This is a genomic window from Fibrella aquatica (assembly GCF_041321135.1).
Taxonomy (GTDB): domain Bacteria; phylum Bacteroidota; class Bacteroidia; order Cytophagales; family Spirosomataceae; genus Fibrella; species Fibrella aquatica.
On record NZ_JBGGWF010000001.1, the window covers coordinates 821,648 to 841,488 of the forward strand.

The window sequence follows — 19,841 nt, forward strand, 5'->3', positions numbered from 1 at the left end:
AAAACTACACCGTCACCGCTTCAGCGTCAACAGACGTACCTGCATCGACGAGGGGCGTGTAATTGGCTTCCAGAATCATGGATTCGAGCGTGAGGCCGGGGCCAAAGGCGCAACTCAAGATATTGAACGAGCCATCGCTGTTTTTGTCGGGGTCGGTGGCGGCGTTTTCCAGGTCGTTCCAGATTGCTTTCAGGACAAACAACACCGTGGCCGACGACATGTTGCCGAATTCGCGCAGTACCTGATAGGCGTATCGGTTATCGCTTTGGTCGAGGCCCAATTGGCCTTCGATTACTTCCAGAATGCGCTTTCCGCCGGGGTGCAGGGCATACGTGCCAATGTCGCCGATGGTGAGGCCGCTGCGTTCGAGTAACCGCGACAGCATCTGGCCGATTCCCTGTTGAATGAACGAGGGAACTTCGGAGGTCAGCGTCATTTCAAAGCCAAAATCGGTTACGTGCCAGGCCATCGCGTCTTTTCCTTCGGGCAACAGATCGCAGTAGAACGAACGTAACCGCAATGACCGGTCGGGCCGGGCTTTTCCTTCGATCAGAACGGCCGCTGCCCCATCAGAGAATAGGGCGTTGGAGAGCAGGTTGTCGAGGTCGTTTTTCTTCTGGAAATGCAGCGTACACAGTTCCACGCACACAACCAGTACCACTGCTTCGGGGGTCGAGCGCACAATAGCATCAGCGGCTTTTAGTCCGTTGAAGGCCCCGTAGCAGCCCATGAAATTAATGGCCATTCGCTGCGTGGTACCCGGCAATCCCATCGCTTCAATGATTTCGATGTCGGGACCAGGGGCATACAGGCCTGTGCAACTGACGGTTACAATGTGCGTAATGCGCTGTTTGTCGAAACCTGGGTACGTTGCCAAACAATCATCGATGGCTTTCAGGGCAAGCGGTACCGCTTCTTCCCGGTACTTTATCATGCGTTGCCCTACCGTTGGAAACGGTTCAAGCCCTTCGGTGTTGGGGTAGAACGTATATTCACCCCGCGAACGGCTGTAGTCGGGTAAGACCGAGTGGCGTTGATCAATGCGGGTTTGCCGGTACAGTGCTGACAATCGGCGTTGTTCCCGTTCGTCCATCCCCAGGGCCTCGGCCATAAACTGAGCGATCTGCGCTTGTGGAATAGCGTTGGCTGGTACGGCAGTGCCGAGCGACGTAATAAAACTGGCAGGTACGTTCATCAGGGGTATTGGTGTTGCGGTCCGACGGGATATTTCTCAATATACGTGCTTTGTAACTCACACGATGTTACATCTATAACCACACCGTTACCATAAGGTTGTTTCACCACTTACAAATATGACCCTACGTGCTATCTGGCTGCATTTGCGCATGCCGTTCTCCATTTATTTATTACCTGTCTGCCTGTTTGCCATGACCCTTAAACCCGGTATCAGCGACTGGGGACGGGCAGTGTGGGTACTGCTGATCATTCATGTGCTGGTGTACCCGGCGGCCAATACCTTCAACAGTTATTACGACAAAGACGAAGGCAGCGTGAACGGCCTCGAAAGCCCGCCCCCGGTCAATGAACTGTTGTTTTGGGTGTCGATGGGGCTCGAAGCGCTGTCGTTACTGGCGGCGGTATTTATCAATACGCAGTTCGTGGTATTTATTCTGGTCTACGGGGCGTTCATGAAATGTTACAGCCATACCGCCATTCGAATCAAGAAACGCCCTGTAGCCAGTTGGTTGCTAATCAGTACGTTTCAGGGTGGGTTTGTCTTTCTGATGACCTACATGATCATGCACGACGTTAGCTTCTGGGAGTTGTTTGTGATGTCGAAGGCGATTGGCCTCTGGCTGGGTACGTTGATTTCGGCCCTTAATATTTTGGCCCTTTACCCGGTTACGCAGGTCTACCAACATGCCGAAGATGCCAGCCGGGGCGACCTCACCATTAGCCGGCTGATGGGCGTGCGGGGTACGTTCATCAACGCCTGGCTTTGTCTGCTGGCGTCGGGCGTGTGCTTTCTGATTTTCTATCAGGGCACCTGGCCCTTTGTGCTGATGATTGCGCTGCTGACGCCGGGTATTGTGTATCTGGCCGCGCTGACCTATCGCGTCTGGCAAAACCCTGCCGTTGCTGATTACCGCGCCGCCATGTGGATGACCCGCCTCACCGGCTGGGGCATGAACCTCTTTTTCCTGATCATGCTGACGTACAATAAGTAAGTGGTCATTTTTGTCATTCTGCTTCGCGTCATTGGTAGCCATTTATTGTAAGTTATTAGCTAGTAATGACGCGAAGCAGAATGACATTTCACTTAGCCCCGAATTTGGTGCCAAAAAAGTCGCCTTTATTCCAGACGGGGCGGTCGTTGGCCTGGGCCGTAAGGTAACCGATCAGGAATTGAAGCTGTACGTGCCGGGCCGCTGCGGTCCAGTCGAACGGCTGGTTCATATCGTCTTGCGGTGAGTGGTAGATCGTGGCCCGCCAGTTAAGGTTCAGCCGGGTGCCATCACGGTCGTCGCCGGTGGTGCTGCCGCTTTTGATGTAAATGGCTGGAATACCCTGCCGCACGAAACTGAAATGGTCGGAGCGCATAAACACCGACTGTTCGGGAATGGGATCCTGCGCAATCTGAACGCCGACAAACTTCGCGGCGGCTTCAACGGTCCCCTTCATGCTCGAATGCTCCGATCCGTAAGGCACAATATCGATTAGCGGGTGGAAGAAGAACGGCATGTCGAGGCAGAGGTTCGCTACGATCTTGTCTTTAGGAACGGTCGGGTTGCTGGCGAAATAATCGGAGCCGAGCAGGCCCATTTCTTCGCCTGTTAAGGCCACAAACAGAATAGACCGGCGTGGCTTTTTCGGTAATGTCGAGAACAGTCGCGCCGCTTCCAGATTGATCGCCACACCCGACGCATTGTCATGCGCTCCGTTGTTAATGGAATCGCCTTTTACGGGCCGGGTAATGCCGAGGTGGTCGAGGTGCGACACGTACACGACGTACTCGTCTTTCAGTTTCGGATCAGTGCCGGGTAGCAGGCCGATAATGTTTTCACCTACCAGTCCGTCGGTGATTTCGGTCTGGGTACGTGCCTGTGCGGAGATATTGAGCGGGAATGACTGCGGTTGGTTCTTGTTGGCGGTCAGACGGGCTTCCTCAAACGTTTTGTCCGCTCTGGCAAACAGCGAGCGGGCTGTTTCGTCGCCCATCGACGCAATCACTTTTAGCTGTGAGTAGGTACGTTGCGCCTGTCCGTTAGCGTCGGTCCAGCGGTAGGTGGCCTGCCGGTTGCGTGGTGCGTTCGATTCGATCCGGGCGCTGACGTCGGTGGGTAGGCTGAAGGTGATAATGCCTAGGGCACCGCGCAGGGCGGCTACTTCCTGCTTGGCTGAATTGGAGTAAGCCCGCTGATTCGACGGAAACGTAGACGGTGCGCCGTTGAAGCAGGCTACGATTTTGCCTTTTACATCAACCCCCGCATAATCATCGTAGCCCAGTTCAGGGGCCGACACACCGAAACCAACGAACACGATCGGTGCCGATACCTCGCTAATGGCCGCGTTGTAATTCGGACTCAGAAAGAAATTTTTGCCATAGGTAAGCTGCCGAGTGCTGCCGTCCTGAATCAGGGCCATGGTGCTGCCTTCATCACGTACCTGCGCTTTTCGCAATGGCACCGCCTGCCGAAAACCTCCTTTTTGTCCGGCCGGTTTGAAGCCAAGTGCCGTAAACTGTTTCTCTACGTACTGCGCCGCCAGTTCAAAACCCGGCGTTCCGGGTTTACGACCCTGCAACTTATCATCGGCCAGGTAGCGCATGTGCGCCTCAATGGCTTCGGGCCGAACGCTTTTGGCCGCTTGCTGCGCATCGGCAGGAATCGTAATAGTCTGGGCTGAAACCGACTGAATCAGTCCGGCGCAAAGGAAGAGGAGAACGTGCTTTCTGGGCATGATGAAGGGATTTCGGATTGAGAGTTGCTTCGCGCCAGCAATACATTGCAGCGCGAAGCAACTTCCGCTATAATTCTCGATAACGACTGCCAAGATAAGGTATCATTGGTAACAAAATGCCTCGTCTGAACGCTCAAATCAATGTTTTGCCTCTACATCAACGGCTGTTCTGAGGGCAGATACGCGTCGAGTCCGGCTTGCAATCGTTTCTGAATGACGCTTCGTAGTCGGGCGGGCTCGAGTACATGCATGGCCTCGCCGAAGCCCAAAATCTCTTTTTCCAGCTCAAAATTGTGTTGCACCAATAGTTGAATCACCATGCCGTTCTCGGTTCGTTCGATTACCTGCTGTGAGTGATGCAGTGGTTTTGTTTCCACGTAAGGGGCGTGCCGGGCCGTGACGAACAGCTTTACCTGAACCGGTCGCATGGATTCGCTCACCGTTACGCCAATTACATGCTGGTAATACTGGTCGGGGTCTATGTGCTCGTTGGGTACGTAGTCGACGGCAGGGTTTATGCTGACGGCCAGCATCCGATCCAGCGCCAAGTTAGTTATCATACCTTTTCCATTGCGTAGTCCCACGGCAAACCAGCGGTTTTTAAACTCTTTGAGCCACCAGACATGGAACGTAAACGATTGTGGTGCCCGCGCCGAAAACGATTGGTAATCAAGCTGAACCGCCCGTTTCTGAACGACCGATTGATACAGTTCATCCAGCCAGTGAAGCCCTTTCAGGTTATCGTTCTTTTCGAAATCAATGACTGGCGTTGACTTTTGGGCGGTCGAATACACATGGTCCTCCAACTTCTGAACCACCTCGTTAAGCGCCGTGAAATGCGAGAACCCCCGGAACTGCTTCAGCACCTCCACCGCCTCGTTCATCCGCGATAAATCGCCGTCTGACAGCGGAATATTGGTGATGCTGTAGTTCGGGTCTTCGTAGGTGTAGTACTTCTTGTCGATTACCACGATAGGCGCAAAGTAGCCCAGCTTATCGCTCCGCATCAGTTGCAAATCGGCCTGAACCGTACGCCGACTGATGCCCTTGTCGATGCCTTCAAATTCGTATAGCGCCTCCGACACCCGCTCAATCAGGTCATCGAGAGTCCAGGTACGTTGCCGGTTGCGCAGGCAGGCGTCGAGCGTTTTGTAGCGAACAAGGGCATTGCGGTTAGCAGGCATGTAATGGGTACGCGGATTTAAAGGATTTAAAAGGATTTACACAGAGAATTAATGGAACACGGATTTAAAGGGATTAGACGGACTTACACGGATCTTGGATGTAAGCGGAATAGTAGACCCAAGCAGAGCCAATCAGATTTAATCCAAAAATCTGTGTAAATCCCTTTAAATCCGCGAAATCCGCGTACCCATCCAACAATTCGCGTACAAATTAATCGTACTACGCAAAAAGACTGCGCAGGAGGCCTAAATCTTTGTCGCAGTGAAAGCGTCGATGACCAAACCGGATGTAGGTTTCTGTATAGCCTCATAGTATCGCAGCCTGTGGCTGAGCCCGATATGCTGTTGGTTATTGATTGGTTTCACTGGAATATGCAGGTTCGAATCCTGCTATCAACTCTCAAAAAGTTGATCCGATGGTTGGGAAGACGGCCACTTCTAAAAATGGTCTCTCGAACAGTGAATCAGTCAGAAGCGACCCTGTGGCGGTTGGGCAGCGCCCGGTCAACACGGTTTAGCAAGGGCCAGCAAGTCGGTAACGCGGCTGTCGGGCGTACGGGGTGTTGGCAAACAGAGTGGGGTAAACAAGGTGGTTGATCAGACTGAGTTGCGTCTGATCGGCTGATTTCTTCGCCCCATCAGGTTGCCATTCCTTCGTACAAATACAGCTAGCCATCGGCTTCCGCACAGGCTAAATGGGTTGCCTTCTAACTGGTTTTTAGTGAATTACTTAACTATCTATTACAATGAAAACTGTACGCATCCTGGCTCATCAGATTGGGCTCGTGTTCAAACATGGCGGCTTTAAGAAAATGCTTTCCGAGGGCAACCACTGGGTTTGGTCCAACGAAACCGTCTATGTCTACAACCAGGGAGAACAGCTACAGAATCCGCCCTGCGATCTGGCCTTGTTGCTGGAACACGCGGAGGTTGCCGCTGCGCTCGATGTGGTTGAGGTCAACGACCATGAAATAGCCCTTCAATACGAACGGGTTGGTTCATCGACGGGCCTGTTTCAGACCATCCTGCACAAAGGCCGCTGGGCGTACTGGAAAGGGGTAAAGCACTACACCTACATCAAGGCCGATTTGAACCAACTAGATATTCCGGCCGAGATCGATCTGGTGTCGCTAATGCCGCAGCCATTGTCGGCCTATGTGCGGACGTATACCGTTGAAGCCCACGAAAAAGGTGTTCTGTTCATTGACTGGACATTTGATCGGGTATTGACGCCGGGTACATATCACTGGTGGAAAAACACGACGCCTATCCACGTGCTGAAAGTCGACACCCGTCAGCAGCAAATGGAAGTGTCGGGTCAGGAGATTCTGACCAAAGACAAAGCGTCGCTGCGGTTAACGTTCTTTGTTCAGTATCAGGTGCAGGATATTATGAAAGCCCTGGTCGATAACAAAGACTACGACAAGCAATTGTACGTGGCTATTCAGTTGGCCCTACGCGAATACATAGGTGGTCTGACACTCGATGAAGTCCTCGACAAAAAAGGCGACTTGGCTCCGTTTGTGGTCAATGCCACAGCGGCTAAAGCGGCGGAGTTGGGTATCGTTCTCCGAAATGGCGGTTTACGCGACATCATCCTGCCGGGCGATATGCGCGATATTATGAACCAGGTGTTGATGGCCGAAAAGAAAGCACAAGCCAACAGCATCATGCGTCGCGAAGAAACGGCGTCGACCCGTAGCTTGCTGAACACCGCTAAGCTGATGGAAGACAACGAGATGCTGTGGAAGTTGAAAGAGATGGAATACGTGGAAAAAATCGCGGATAAAATCGGCTCAATCTCCGTCTCCAATGGCGGCACGATGGTTGACCAGTTGAAACAATTGTTTGTGAAATAATTAGTTGCCTTCGGCGTCATTATGCTTCGCGTCATTAGGTAGTCATTGCGCTGTGCGTCATTAAGTGGTCATTCATTGTCATCAAGTAGGCCTTTATCGCAAAACAACGAATGATCATAAATGACAGCGCAGCCTAATGACCACTTAATGACCTTTAACCACATGGAAACATCAATCTTACTTGACGATATCTTAACGCTCGGGCCAATCCCGGAGTCGTTACATACCACATTCCTGCGCGTGGCTAATGGCCTGATGCTGCGGGGAAATTACACCAGAGAGAAAGTAATGGGTTTACTGGCGCAGATGCTTCAGAACCCGAAGAAATACGCGTTCTCGAAGAATAAAGTGACTAACCTGGCGCAGTCGGTCTACGAGCTGAACAAACAGGGAATCGCTATTCCGCTCAGCGAAGTGGGCGCAACGTACCTGCCCGCTGAGCCCGCGCCCTTTGTGTTGGGCACCGGGCAGAAGCAGGTCGAAAATACCTTCGAACTGCGCGAAGGCCCACTTCCATATGCCGTGTTTGGGCGTGATTTCATTGAAGAAGGGGCGCTTAAACAGATGCACACGGCGGCCAGTTTGCCGGTATCGGTGGCGGGTGCGCTCATGCCCGACGCGCATCAGGGCTACGGACTGCCCATTGGCGGCGTGTTAGCTACGGAGGCGAACACGGTGATTCCGTTTGCCGTGGGCGTTGATATCGCCTGCCGTATGTGCCTGTCGATCTTCGACTTAAGTCCCGATTTTCTGAAGCGCGAACCTCATCTGCTGAAGAAGGCGCTGGTGGAGCAGACCAAATTCGGCATCGGTGGCGAAACCCGCGACAAGATCGACGAGAGCGTGATGGACTTGCCCGAATGGCAGGCCACGAAGGTGATCCGCGATCTGAAAGACAAAGCCTACCGCCAATTAGGTAGCTCAGGAACGGGCAATCACTTTGTGGAGTGGGGCATTGTAGACGTGTACGCCGACGAAGCCAAAGAGACCGGCCTGAATCTGCCACCGGGCGAATACCTGGCCTTGCTGTCGCACTCAGGTTCGCGTGGTTTTGGCGGAAACGTAGCGAATTACTACTCGAAATTGGCTATGCAGAAAACGAAGCTGCCCAAAGAAGCAGCTCATCTGGCGTGGCTCGATCTGAATACGGAAGAAGGACAGGAATACTGGATTGCGATGAATCTGGCGGGTGAGTACGCATCGGCCAATCACCACGAAATTCACCGGAAACTAGCCAAAGCCCTGCGCGAGAAACCGCTGGTGATGGTTGAGAATCACCACAATTTTGCCTGGAAAGAGCAACTGGCCGATGGTCGGGAGGTAATCGTTCACCGCAAAGGAGCCACCCCCGCTGGTCCTGACGTGCTGGGTATCATTCCCGGCTCGATGACCCAACCGGGCTACGTAGTGCGTGGCCGCGGCAACGCAGACTCGATCAACTCGGCCTCGCACGGTGCGGGTCGCTTGATGTCACGTACCCAGGCGTTCAACACGATTACGCGGTCGCAATGGCAGAAGGCGCTGGTCGAAGCGGATATTCAATTGGTGGGCGGCGACCTAGACGAAGCGCCGATGGTCTACAAAAATATCGACAGTGTTATCGAAGCCCAACGCGATCTGGTATCAGTACTGGCCAAGTTCACGCCCAAGATTGTCCGCATGGCGGATGCCAACCGGAAAGAAGGGCGGGAAGATTGAGTTGATAGGAATGGTCTGTTAACGGCGAAAATAGTCGTTAACAGACCGTTTTCTTGATTGAACTAAGCAGTCGATCGGCGGCTAATCAAGGGTTCTCCGATCATCGGTTACAGAGGAAAGATGCAGTTTACTGCGTTTTTTGCCGTACGCAAAATAGATCGCCAGTCCTATGGCCAACCAGACGCCCAGCCGTAACCAGGTATCGCCGGGCAGTGAGAACATCATCAGCAGGCAAGTCAGAATGCCCATTATTGGCACTACAGGCACCCAGGGCGTGCGGAAGGCGCGGGGGGCGTCGGGCTGTTTTTTACGCAGAATTAGGATGCCGATGCAGACCATCACGAAGGCCAGTAGTGTGCCGATGCTGGTCATTTCGCCCACCACCCGAATGGGCACGAAACCCGCGAACAGGCCAATGAACACGCACAAGAGCACGTTGGCTTTCCAGGGCGTACGAAATCGTGGGTGAATCTCGGAGAACGCTTTTGGTAATAATCCGTCCCGACTCATCGAGAAAAATACGCGCGACTGCCCCAACAGATCGACCAGGATAACGGACGTGTAGCCAATCAAAATGGCCCCGATAATGAGCTGACCGAGCCAACGATACGGCGTTTTTTCGATGGCAATGGCTACTGGAGCCGCACTGTCTTTGAACTCGGTATAGTTGGCCATGCCGGTCATAACGTAGCCAAACAGGACGAACAGAATGGTGCAGACCACCAGCGAGCCAATGATACCAATAGGCATGTCGCGCTTCGGATTTTTGGCTTCCTGCGCCATCGTAGCCACAATATCGAAGCCGATAAAGACGAAGAAAACGACGCCAGCACCACGCAGTACGCCGCTCCAGCCGTATTCGCCAAAGGTGCCGGTATTGGCCGGAATATATGGTTGGTAATTGGCCGGATCGATATATTGCCAGCCGAGGGCGATGAACACGAGAACGACCAGTACTTTGAGTGTGACCACAATGGCGTTGAAAATGGCCGAGCCCGACGTGCCACGAATGATGATGCTGGTGATCAACACCACAATTAAGACCGCAGGTACGTTCATGAAGCCAGTTACGGTGGAACCGTCGGCTCCGGTAGCGGTTTCAAACGGTGATAGCATAATCTGAGGCGGTATATGCAGGCCATAATTGCCCAAAAAGCGGTTCAGGTATTGCGACCAGCTGATGGCCACGGTAGCCGCCCCGACAGAATATTCCAGTACCAGATCCCAGCCTATAATCCAGGCGAACAACTCGCCCAGGGTGGCGTAGGCATAGGTGTAGGCGCTGCCCGAAATGGGCACCATAGCGGCAAATTCGGCGTAGCACAAGGCGCTAAACGCACAACCCACGGCGGCTACCACAAACGACAGCGTCACGGCGGGACCAGCATGGTTGGCGGCGGCAATACCCGTCAGCGAAAACAGGCCCGCGCCAATAATAACGCCAATGCCAATAGCCACTAAATTGAAGGCCCCCAGCGATCGCTTAAGGGTTGATGAGTCACTCTCTGCTGCTTCCTGCCGCAGTCGTTCAAGAGATTTTATACGCATAGGTACGTTGAGATAGAAATGTCATTTGCTTCGCGGTCATTTGCCTTCGGCGTCATCAAGTGGTCATTCGTCGTGAAGCAATCAATGACCACTTTAATGACGCGAAGCAACTGACCACTTCACCAATCGTTCACCTGCACGGAGCAGGGTGTCGTCGTCTTTGGCGAAGCAGAAGCGGAGAATATTGTAGTCGTTCTTCTGATCATAGAAAACAGAAACGGGAATAGACGCTACACCGATTTCATTGGTGAGTCGAATAGCGAGGTCGTAGTCAGACTCATTGGTGATGGTTTCGTACGATACGTTCTGGAAAAACGTGCCTTCGGTAGGGACGTACCTGAACCGCGACCCGGCTATAGCTTGCAGGAACAGGTCGCGCTTTTGCTGGTAGAAAGCGGGTAGCTCCAGATAGCGCTCAGGCTGTTGCAGGTACTCGGCCAGCGCGTATTGCATCGGCGTCGAGACGCTAAAGGTCAGGAACTGGTGAATCTTCCGAAACTCGACCGTTAACTCCGCCGGAGCGAGGCAATAGCCGATCTTCCAGCCCGTCACATGAAACGTCTTCCCGAACGAGCCGACCACAAACGTGCGTTCCTGTAATCCCGGATGCTGCAGCAGCGATACGTGCGGCCGCTGGTCGAAGGTGATATGCTCGTAGACTTCGTCAGCAATCACGAAGATGTCGCGGTCGCGGATCAGGTGGGCCAGTTGGTTCAGGTCGTCGCCTGTCCAGACGCGGTTGGTGGGGTTATGCGGCGTGTTGACCAGAATGAGCCGGGTACGTTCCGTAATGGCTTCCGCCACCTGTGCCCAATTGACGCCGTAATCGGGCGGGGTGAGCGTGATGTAAACGGGTATGCCCCCCGCCAGTTCGATGGCCGGTACGTAGCTGTCGTAGGCAGGTTCAAAGACGATCACCTCATCGCCGGGTTGCACTACCGCTGTAATGGCTGCGTACAGCGCTTCGGTTGCGCCTGACGTGACGGTGATTTCTGTATCCGGATTGTAGCTGATGCCGTACACATCAGCGGTTTTTTGGGCAATGGCGTCGCGCAGCATCGGCACGCCCGCCATGGGTGCATACTGATTATGATTCGCCCGCATCGCCTTCGTGACCAACTCAAGCAGAGCCGGATCGGCCGGGAAACTCGGGAATCCCTGCGACAGATTCAGCGCCCCCACATCTGCCGCCAGTTTCGACATAACGGTAAAAATCGTGGTGCCGACGCGAGGAAGTTTAGACGGAAGCGTTTGGAAGGATTGCATGGTGGGAAGGGAAAATGGAAGGTCAAATTTACGATGAGTTACAAAAGATAAGCTTCGCGCTACGGTCAGAAAATGCAGACCGTAGCGCGAAGTAAGATTGTCTGTTAAGAATTTGTAAACGGGTGTATTTATGTTCAACGGAGCGGTGCTCCGTTAGGCTAATCGAGCATACCTTTTGGCCTACCGGAGCACCGCTCCGTTGAACATAAATACACCCGTTTACGGGCACTGCTTAGAATGAATACCGCAAGGTAACGCCGTAGGTACGTGGATCACCCAACACGGCGCCGTACTGACCGGCATTACCCGGTGCGGGCAACAGTTGCTCAAAATAATCCTTGTTCAGCAGGTTGCGGCTCCATAGAAAAATTGATGTGCCGTTCGATGCCCGGAAACCAACGCGGGCGTTCACCAGGGTGTACCCGTCGATATTGAGGTATCGTGATGGTGAGGCACTCGATGAGAATGAAGAGCGGTAATAGCCATCAGCAGCAGCAAAGTACCGTCCTTCCTGCGACAGGAATTTTCCGGCTCCACTTACTTCACCCCCAAGCGAACCCGCCCATTTCGATACGCCCGGCAGCGCACCTCCCGAAATGTCTTTGAACGATTGGGCAGCACCCGTTTCTTCGAGTGGTACCGGCGCATTGGTGAATGACAGATACTTGGCATCGGTGTAGGCTACCGCGCCGTATACCGAAAAGGCGTTGCTGACGCGCAGGTTGCCATCTATTTCTACACCGCGTACCCGCACCCGTTCAGCATTGGCCAGATACCCCCGGTTTACGCCGGGCTCAGGCGTTTGTACCTGAGTCTGATAATCCCTGATATCCGAGTTATGGAGTACTACGTTCAATACAGAATTTGGGGTTGGTTTGGTCTTCACGCCAATTTCGTAGTGCGTTACAAATTCAGGCTTTACACGGGCCAGATCGGTCAACACCTGCCCGTTGGCCGTAGGTAATCCACCAATGTTAACGCCAATGGGCTTATAACTGGTTGAGTAGGTAGCAAAGGCATTTAGCCGATCGCTGGCTTTGTATTGCAGCGTCAACTGACCCGAAAAGTTGGTTTCGTCGACGTCAACGTTGAACGCCTGGTTGGTATAAACGGCGTTTTTGAGGGCCAGCAGGGCGGGGTCGGTCGTTTGTAGACCACCATAAGTCTGACGGCTATAGTTGGCAATTTTTTTGTCGTAGTTGTAGCGAAGACCGGGCAGCACGTGCAGTTTGTCGGTAATGGCCCAGTCTGCCTGAGCAAACAAAGCGGCGCTGGTGCTGCGGATCCGGTTGGTGGTGCGGATGCCGAAGTTGTCGAGCAGGCCGGGTGTTCTCCAGAGTGCGCTGGTGGAGCTCTGCGCAAAGCGCCACTGAGCCGAACCTGCTTCTTCCGTTTGTACGGGGTCTGACTGTAAATCCTGGTAGAGATAAAAAGCGCCAACCACACCATTCACGCGCGATGATACGTTGCCGGCGTAACGGATCTCCTGCGAGTACTGATCGTGTTTAGAACTACCCGATGAAATTGTGAATGCGGGCAACCCGATGTAATCCCGGTCGTTGAGCGGATCCCACTTCCAGTACCGCCAGGCCGATGTCGATGTCAGCGTACCGCCGCCAAGTTTGACGTCGGCGTTGAGCGAAACGCCGCCTAATTGATTGCCTGCCCGCGAAGGGGTGTCTTGATCGGTAATCCGGTCGAAGGGGTTTGTCGAAGGGAGTTTATAGCCTAGATCGGCGATAATGGCGTTGAACTGGCGATAGGCTGGCCGCTGAGTGGGCACGACTCCGGCATAGATAACGGCATAACCCACGGGTTGCTGGTCGGTAACATCGCCGATCAGTGTCAACTTCACGTTATCGCTAGGCGTAAAGAGTAGTTGCCCGCGAACACCAAGGTTATTAAGGGTATTGATAGACTGCTGGCTGCGGACATTGTAGATCAGGCCATTACGCTGGGTCCCGGAAAACGACACGCGGGCGGCCAGGTTTTTGGCTAACGGTCCGGTCACCGATGCTTTGGCCTGCATGTAGTTGTAGTTGCCGTAGCTGACCTCGAAGGTGGCTCCCGGTTGAAAACTGGCTGGCCGGGTGGTGATGTTGAATGCCCCGGATGTTGTGTTCTTACCAAATAACGTTCCCTGCGGACCACGTAACACCTCGATCTGGTCAATATCGACAAAGTCAAGGGCGGTGGCGGCGGGACGAGCAAAGTAAACACCATCGACGTAAAAGCCTACACCCGGATCAATACCGTCGTTGGTAAGGCCAAACGTTGAGCCCAGACCCCGGATGTTGAGCGTGGTGTTGCGGGCGTTCGAGGCGTATAACTGCACCGAAGGCACGAGTTCTTTCAACCGGTTCACGTTGAACGCTCCGGCGTCCTCGACCAGCGCACCCCGCACTACCGAAATCGGGATAGGTACGTTCTGTGCTGACTCCTGCCGGCGACGCGAGGTAATGACTACGTCGGCCAGCTCATTGGTGCCCTCTTCCAGTTTTATCTCTACATTATTCTCGCCGATAACGACATCGGTCGTCTTATAACCAACGAAGGAAACCGTGAGCGTAAAGGGGAGTTTCTGACCCGTGAGGAGCGTAAAACGGCCATCTTCTTTGGCTGATGCGCCGTTTGTGGTGCCTTTAATAACCACCGTTGCGCCAATCAGGGGCCGTTCGGTACGGGCGTCGATGATTCGGCCCGATATGGTTTCATTGATAATCGGTGTATTCTGAGCCGCTGACCAGAAGGGTAGCAGCAGGATTGAAATCTGTAAAACAGTTACTAAAAAGTGTCTCATTGTCAGGTGTATTGTTATTGTTAAGCGTAAATGGGGAGATTGTCGGCTAACGTTTCGTCTGGTTTATGGGCTACTGGTTTTCAGGAGAGAAGATTACCAATGCGATCGTTTGAACAGAAATCAATGCATTTTATTAGTTAATAAAGTCTATATACTAAATATAGTAATAGAGGCAAAAAAAGGATTGCTTCAGATCGTTGTTGGCCTACTGATCCAGTGGCGGTTTGGTTCGATATGAAAGCAACGGGGCAAAGTTGAACAGGAAATTTGAAATCTGAAAGAAAAGTTAAATAAATGATTGTCAATTGGTTGTGTTAGTAGTCTATCGGGTTTAGGGAGTATTCCACTGAATCAATTGGATAAGTATATTAAGCGATTCATTGTCAGGGTGTACGACCAATGTGATCCGTTCGATGGCAGATACTTGAATGCCAATTGGTGAGTTTATACATTCTTGGTAATGCGATATACTACTACATCAAGTTTGTCCGTGCGTGTTGCTGACGCGTGGCCCTGAGCCTGTCGGGGACGCCTAGTCGAAGGGCCACGCGTCAGCAACACGCACAGAAAAACTTGATTGGTGTTATAAATTGTTGATCCTGTCGAAGCTGGCAGATAGGGCCTTTCTGCTAACATTCCGTCAGTAGGTACGTTACACCGTCGATAGTTCAACCGGGACATCTTTCCCGAAGCTGTCGCGCAGGACGACGCGGGCGGCGTGGTAGCCGCACATGCCATGAACGCCCCCGCCCGGTGGTGTGGCCGACGAGCAGATGAACATCCCCGTTTCTGAGGTTCGGTAGGGTGTCAGGCTGATCGTGGGGCGGGTGAACAACTGACCCGCGTCGATGATGCCGCCGTTGATATCGCCGCCCACATAATTGGGGTTCCAAGCCTCGACCTGCACGGTATTCATCGTGTGTTTGGCCAGAATCAGGTCGCGGAAACCGGGCGCGAAGCGTTCGATCTGTCCCTCAATCTGAGCGGTCATATCCACAGTGGAGCCGTTGGGTACGTGGCAATACGCCCAGGCGGTGTGCTTGCCCTTGGGGGCGCGGGTAGGGTCGAACCGACTTTGCTGAGCGAGCAACACATATGGCCGGTCGGGGTGTTTACCGTCGTAGGTTTGTTGTTCGGCCAACACGATTTCTTCGAGTGTACCGCCGAGGTGAATCGTACCGGCCCGCTGGCAATCGACGTTCGTGAATGGAATTGGCCCATCGAGCGCCCAGTCGATTTTGAAGATGCCGGGACCGTAACGGTAGCCTTCCAGTTGCTTTCGGTATAGGGTCGAGAAGCGATCACCGGCAATGCTGAGGATCTGTTTCGGCGTCAGGTCGAACAACACCACGCGCGTTTTAGGAATATCGGCCAGCGTGCGAACCGTTCGGTCGGTCTGAATCTCGCCTCCCAGCGACTGCAGGTACGAGGCCAGCGCGTTGGCAATCTGTTGCGAACCGCCCTTGGGCATCGGCCATCCCCGTTGATGCCCGGCCGCCATAAGCACCAGCGCAATAGCCGAGGTGGTCAGGTTGGTCAGCGGTTGAATGGCGTGGGCCGCCATGCCCGCTAGCAAGGCCCGCGCTTCGGTGGTCTTGAATCGACTGGCCAGGTACGTTGCCGGTGGAAGGGCATCCAGGCCGAACAAGGCCAGATCGATGGGGTGTTTCGGGAAACGGAGCGAGCCAAGTATGTCGGGAGCCAGCGTAGACCAGTGCTTCACAATCGGCTCCATCAACTTCAGGTACGTTGCCTCATCGGCGCCAAGCGTTCGGGCGGTGTCGGCCACAGAACCAGTCAGGATGGCCGCTTTGCCACCGTCGAGCGGGTGGGCGGCGGCTACAGGCGGGTAAATCCATTCCAGACCGTGATCGGCCAGCGGTAAGCTTCGAAACAGGGGAGAGCCAGCTGCCAGCGGATGAATGGCCGAACCCATGTCGTGCACAAATCCTGGTAAGGTCAGCTCCGCCGAGCGGGTGCCGCCCCCAATCATTGAGCGGGCTTCGAGCACTACCACCGATAAACCCGCCCGCGCCAGTACAATGGCGGCACTCAGTCCGTTCGGGCCGGAGCCGACAATCACGGCGTCATATTGTTTTTCGGGTGTGTGCATACCGGGTACGTTCATTGTCGGGGTTTAAAGCCGAAAGATAAGTCATTCATACCGTCCCGCTTTCAAGGTGCTTTCTGTGAGGGCGTATGGCCTGACGACTCTGTCTAACACCACGTAGATCGAGTCTTTTTTCTCGTTGATGCCGGTCAACACCACGCGTGAACCGTCGGTAGTCTGGTAGCGGAGTACCATCCGTTTCCGCTCGGCGGGCTTGCTTTCTTCGACCAGGCCCCGCTTGCGTCGGGTGGTCTGTACCAACGGATGCACCTTCGTAAATTCCTCACCGATGTTGGCTTGTGCCTGCGCCGGAATCCACTGTTTCTCCGAAATGGCGTTCGGATTTTTAACTCTTTCTTTCCGTCGCGTGCCACTTTCACCGGGATTTCCGGCACCGGGTGCGTCCTCGCGCGGGCCGTTCAGGCGTACTTTATCCTGTAAGTAGAGCGTCTGGTTTATGGTGTCGGCATCGTAGTAGAAAACGCGTTGACCACCTGCTACGCCCGTTACTTCAAACGTCCGGTTCAGGTCACGCATGGGCGAGCCACCGCCATTGCTGAGGTCGAGTCGGGCGGGGCGATTCACTTTGAAGGTCAGCGTGCTCCAGTTTTCAAAGGTCGCTTCCTGCCAGCGTGTCGAATCGGTTTGGCTGTAAGGAATGGGTTGGCCGTTGAGCTTGAATTCGGTCACGGCATAGTTGCCGCGCAGTTCACGAATACCACGTTGGGCGGGTTGCTTGTAGGGGTCGTATACAAAATTGACGACTTGCAGGTAGAACAGCACACCGATAAACAGGAACAGCGTAGCGGCTTTCAGACCGTAGCGTGTCCAGCGCTGCCCCGCTTTTGGGAAGGTGGGGTAGTGGTAAACCGGCACCGTGAATCGTTCGCGAACGAGCAGGTTCCAGGCGAAGGGTACGTCGTACCACATCAGAAAAGCCGCCAACAACACGAAGTAGGAGCTATACACATGTACGCCTCCATCGTAGGCGAGGTTCACGTACACAATGTCGGCCAGGGCACCGAACAGCAGCGCCGCGCCCAGGAACGTGGTTTTGCGAAAGAATAGAAATACGCCCGCTGCCACTTCGACCACGCCCGCAAACACTTCATACCAGGGCACAATGCCAATGGATAGCCAATACAGTTTCTGCGCCGTGAGGTCACCGAAATTAGCGTTCATGATGCCCAGCGATGGGTAGGGGAGTTGCGTTGGCAGCAGTTTCGTGAAGCCAAACCCGATAATGCCGATGCCCGCCCGGTAGCGCACCACCACACGAAGCCAGTAGTACAACAAGTTATAGTTGCTTGGCTCTGACTTGCGAATTTTCACGATACCAGTCCAGATCAATCCGCCGACGATAGCGGCCAGTATCGTAATAATCCAGGGCGCATAGCCGAGCAACGGACTGCCAAACAGAGTGTTGCCGAACAGGCTCAGGCCCGAACCGAAACGGGCGATGTCATACACGTCGCGGTAGTGCAGGTTCGTCCAGTCGAGGGCTACCACGTCGCGGTACCAGCCGACGTTATTTGGCAAAGCCATGGCGACAAAGAAAATGAAGGCGACTCGAAACGCGATCTTCTCCGTTTCGGACCAACGGCTTTGCGTTGGCCCGACTGGTGAGGTGGCCACAGGCGAGGACCGTTGCTCAGTAGGTGTTTGCGTGCTTATCATGGGAAAATGGTGTTATTGCTGGCTGGCGCGAGCATGTGCTCGTGCCTCTTATGTCGCGAGCATTCGCTTGCACAGCGCGAAAGCGCAATACGGTGGTGAAAAGAACCCGTTTGTAATCTTACCGTTTGTCAGCCTCTAGCGTTTTACGCTTTCGCGCTGTGCAAGCAAACGCTTGCGACATTAAAGGCACGGACTGGGCGTCCCCAGCACATGCTCGCGCCAGCGTTGCTATATCTACAGTGTCAATCCTTTACGACGGCCAGCTTTGGCGGCTTCGGCCAGAAGATATTTCTTATCAACCCTTTCCAGAACGGCGTAGACAGAATCGCGTTGGGCGTTCACCCCAGCCAGTACCAACGTACCGGGGTTGGGTCGTTCGTAGTGGAACTGGAAGCTGTCTTCGGGGCGCTGTGGGTTTCGGAACTGAAGCGTTTTGACAACTGAATCTGATTGCCCGGCCACTGGCTCGTAGTGGTAATAATGACGACCGATCTGTCCTGACCACTCAAAATTTCTGGCTGAATCAGGTCCGATTACATCCTCCTGGTTGAGCGTGGCCAGCGCAGCCGGGGCCGGACGACGGATGCTGATGGTGTTCCACTTCTCGACCACGACGTTCTGCCAGCGAAGCGAATCGGCTGGTGAGGGCGGGCGCGTCTGTCCGTTCAGGCGAAACTCACGAACGGTGTATAAGCCAGCGGCTTCGGATAGACTAGCTTTCTTTGTGGCACTTGGGTACTGATGCCCACCCTGCCGCAAGGCCCCGTAAGCTGATAGCCCGTAGGAGAGAATTAACAAGGCAACTACGACTTTACCTGCCAGTCGGGCCGATTGTTGCCAGCCTTCGGCGAACGTCAGGCGGTAGCGGTTGGGCGCGGTTGGTTTGCCCAGCACAAGCAGATTGTAAATGCGGAGGCCGTCGTAGGCCAGCAGATACAGCGCAAGGCTGATCAGGAACAGGCTGTAAACGAACTCACCCCCGCCATACGCGATGTTCGATATGAACACGTTTCCCGTAAAGAAGACCGTGATAAACGCCCCAATCGTGGCAGATCGCCGGGTGAGCAGTAGCAGGCCAGCAATCGTTTCTACGAGACCGAGAAACGCCTGATACGAGGGAACTACGCCCAGCGTCAGGGCAAAGATTTTCCATTCGGTCAGTTCGCCATAAGGTGTATTGAGGTGGCTCAACGACGGTTCGGCTGCCTGAATTGGGAACAGCTTGATGAGGCCAAACGCCAGCAGACCAGCCGCCAGTCGGTAGCGGACAAGGATGCGTAACCAGGCGTTCAACTGGTTGTAATCAAGCGCCGGTTTGCCCGATTTAGCCCGCCGCTTCTCCCAAACAGACCAACCAAACGTACCCAGCCCGGCTAGTACTGCCACTATGATCCAGTTGAGGAATGACCCGCTATCGCCAACGAAGTTGGGCGTGTACTTAGCCAGTTTGAACAACGGCTGATAGAGGCCATACTGCCAGTTGGCGGTGAATAGATCGCGCCAGAACGACGGAGCCGACGGTATAATCTGAATTAGAAAATACAGGGTAGCGAACCGGAACAGCCCTTTTTCGGCCGGTTTCCAGTCCGAATCGGGCAAAGCAGTGGCTGAACGGCCTTCCCAGGAAGGGTGCGGCTCGTGATTGGAGGTACGCATGATGTGTTGGAGTTAAGTGGTCATTAGCCTATGGCGTCATTACGCTGCGCTGTCATTAGGTAGTCATTCATTGTCATTAGGTAATCATGTAGAACTAGCAATAAATGACCACCTAATGACAG

At 54.0% G+C, this 19,841-nt stretch carries 12 protein-coding genes; 3 read left to right on the forward strand and 9 right to left on the reverse strand.

Annotated features, from left to right (window positions below; translation table 11 throughout):
• Window positions 1-4 precede the first annotated feature (4 nt).
• Complete coding sequence (locus ACAW87_RS03090; protein ID WP_370721677.1) at window positions 5-1,195, reverse strand: type III polyketide synthase; 1,191 nt, start codon at window positions 1,193-1,195, stop codon at window positions 5-7.
• A 118-nt stretch (window positions 1,196-1,313) separates the two neighbouring features.
• Between ACAW87_RS03090 and ACAW87_RS03095 the strand changes: the two genes are divergently transcribed.
• Window positions 1,314-2,189, forward strand: a complete 876-nt coding sequence (locus ACAW87_RS03095; RefSeq protein ID WP_370721678.1) for a UbiA family prenyltransferase — start codon at window positions 1,314-1,316, stop codon at window positions 2,187-2,189.
• A gap of 88 nt (window positions 2,190-2,277) precedes the next feature.
• Here ACAW87_RS03095 and ACAW87_RS03100 read toward each other — a convergent pair whose 3' ends face one another.
• Together ACAW87_RS03100 and ACAW87_RS03105 are read right to left on the reverse strand one after the other, a co-directional pair.
• Window positions 2,278-3,921: a M28 family metallopeptidase gene (locus tag ACAW87_RS03100; RefSeq protein ID WP_370721679.1), complete on the reverse strand. Its 1,644-nt coding sequence runs from the start codon at window positions 3,919-3,921 to the stop codon at window positions 2,278-2,280.
• A gap of 152 nt (window positions 3,922-4,073) precedes the next feature.
• Window positions 4,074-5,105: a helix-turn-helix transcriptional regulator gene (locus ACAW87_RS03105; protein WP_370721680.1), complete on the reverse strand. Its 1,032-nt coding sequence runs from the start codon at window positions 5,103-5,105 to the stop codon at window positions 4,074-4,076.
• A gap of 746 nt (window positions 5,106-5,851) precedes the next feature.
• On the opposite strand from ACAW87_RS03105, the gene ACAW87_RS03110 reads away from it, so the two are divergent.
• Window positions 5,852-6,964, forward strand: a complete 1,113-nt coding sequence (locus ACAW87_RS03110; protein ID WP_370721681.1) for a slipin family protein — start codon at window positions 5,852-5,854, stop codon at window positions 6,962-6,964.
• A gap of 162 nt (window positions 6,965-7,126) precedes the next feature.
• Complete coding sequence (locus ACAW87_RS03115; protein WP_370721682.1) at window positions 7,127-8,662, forward strand: RtcB family protein; 1,536 nt, start codon at window positions 7,127-7,129, stop codon at window positions 8,660-8,662.
• Between the two features lie 81 nt (window positions 8,663-8,743).
• On the opposite strand, the gene ACAW87_RS03120 is transcribed toward ACAW87_RS03115, so the two are convergent.
• The 6 genes from ACAW87_RS03120 to ACAW87_RS03145 all read right to left on the reverse strand — a co-directional run bounded on the left by ACAW87_RS03120 (window position 8,744) and on the right by ACAW87_RS03145 (window position 19,719).
• Window positions 8,744-10,210 (reverse strand): amino acid permease, encoded by a 1,467-nt coding sequence (locus tag ACAW87_RS03120; RefSeq protein ID WP_370721683.1) that lies wholly within the window; start codon window positions 10,208-10,210, stop codon window positions 8,744-8,746.
• 93 nt (window positions 10,211-10,303) lie between these two features.
• Window positions 10,304-11,476 (reverse strand): methionine aminotransferase, encoded by a 1,173-nt coding sequence (locus tag ACAW87_RS03125; RefSeq protein WP_370721684.1) that lies wholly within the window; start codon window positions 11,474-11,476, stop codon window positions 10,304-10,306.
• Window positions 11,477-11,708: 232 nt separating this feature from the next.
• Window positions 11,709-14,276 (reverse strand): TonB-dependent receptor, encoded by a 2,568-nt coding sequence (locus ACAW87_RS03130; RefSeq protein ID WP_370721685.1) that lies wholly within the window; start codon window positions 14,274-14,276, stop codon window positions 11,709-11,711.
• Window positions 14,277-14,928: 652 nt separating this feature from the next.
• A complete protein-coding gene (locus ACAW87_RS03135) occupies window positions 14,929-16,404 on the reverse strand; it encodes a phytoene desaturase family protein (RefSeq protein WP_370721686.1) in 1,476 nt (491 codons plus the stop codon).
• A 27-nt stretch (window positions 16,405-16,431) separates the two neighbouring features.
• The gene (locus ACAW87_RS03140) at window positions 16,432-18,063 is read right to left on the reverse strand and encodes a hypothetical protein (RefSeq protein WP_370721687.1); all 1,632 of its coding nucleotides are present in this window, start codon (window positions 18,061-18,063) and stop codon (window positions 16,432-16,434) included.
• A 234-nt stretch (window positions 18,064-18,297) separates the two neighbouring features.
• A complete protein-coding gene (locus tag ACAW87_RS03145; RefSeq protein ID WP_370721688.1) occupies window positions 18,298-19,719 on the reverse strand; it encodes a DoxX family protein in 1,422 nt (473 codons plus the stop codon).
• Window positions 19,720-19,841: the final 122 nt, after the last annotated feature.

Coding starts and splice junctions, on each gene's coding strand:
- ACAW87_RS03090 (WP_370721677.1), bottom strand. CDS start 1,195: ATGAACGTACCTGCCAGTTTTATTACGTCGCTCGGCACTGCCGTACCA.
- ACAW87_RS03095 (WP_370721678.1), top strand. CDS start 1,314: ATGACCCTACGTGCTATCTGGCTGCATTTGCGCATGCCGTTCTCCATT.
- ACAW87_RS03100 (WP_370721679.1), bottom strand. CDS start 3,921: ATGCCCAGAAAGCACGTTCTCCTCTTCCTTTGCGCCGGACTGATTCAG.
- ACAW87_RS03105 (WP_370721680.1), bottom strand. CDS start 5,105: ATGCCTGCTAACCGCAATGCCCTTGTTCGCTACAAAACGCTCGACGCC.
- ACAW87_RS03110 (WP_370721681.1), top strand. CDS start 5,852: ATGAAAACTGTACGCATCCTGGCTCATCAGATTGGGCTCGTGTTCAAA.
- ACAW87_RS03115 (WP_370721682.1), top strand. CDS start 7,127: ATGGAAACATCAATCTTACTTGACGATATCTTAACGCTCGGGCCAATC.
- ACAW87_RS03120 (WP_370721683.1), bottom strand. CDS start 10,210: ATGCGTATAAAATCTCTTGAACGACTGCGGCAGGAAGCAGCAGAGAGT.
- ACAW87_RS03125 (WP_370721684.1), bottom strand. CDS start 11,476: ATGCAATCCTTCCAAACGCTTCCGTCTAAACTTCCTCGCGTCGGCACC.
- ACAW87_RS03130 (WP_370721685.1), bottom strand. CDS start 14,276: ATGAGACACTTTTTAGTAACTGTTTTACAGATTTCAATCCTGCTGCTA.
- ACAW87_RS03135 (WP_370721686.1), bottom strand. CDS start 16,404: ATGAACGTACCCGGTATGCACACACCCGAAAAACAATATGACGCCGTG.
- ACAW87_RS03140 (WP_370721687.1), bottom strand. CDS start 18,063: ATGATAAGCACGCAAACACCTACTGAGCAACGGTCCTCGCCTGTGGCC.
- ACAW87_RS03145 (WP_370721688.1), bottom strand. CDS start 19,719: ATGCGTACCTCCAATCACGAGCCGCACCCTTCCTGGGAAGGCCGTTCA.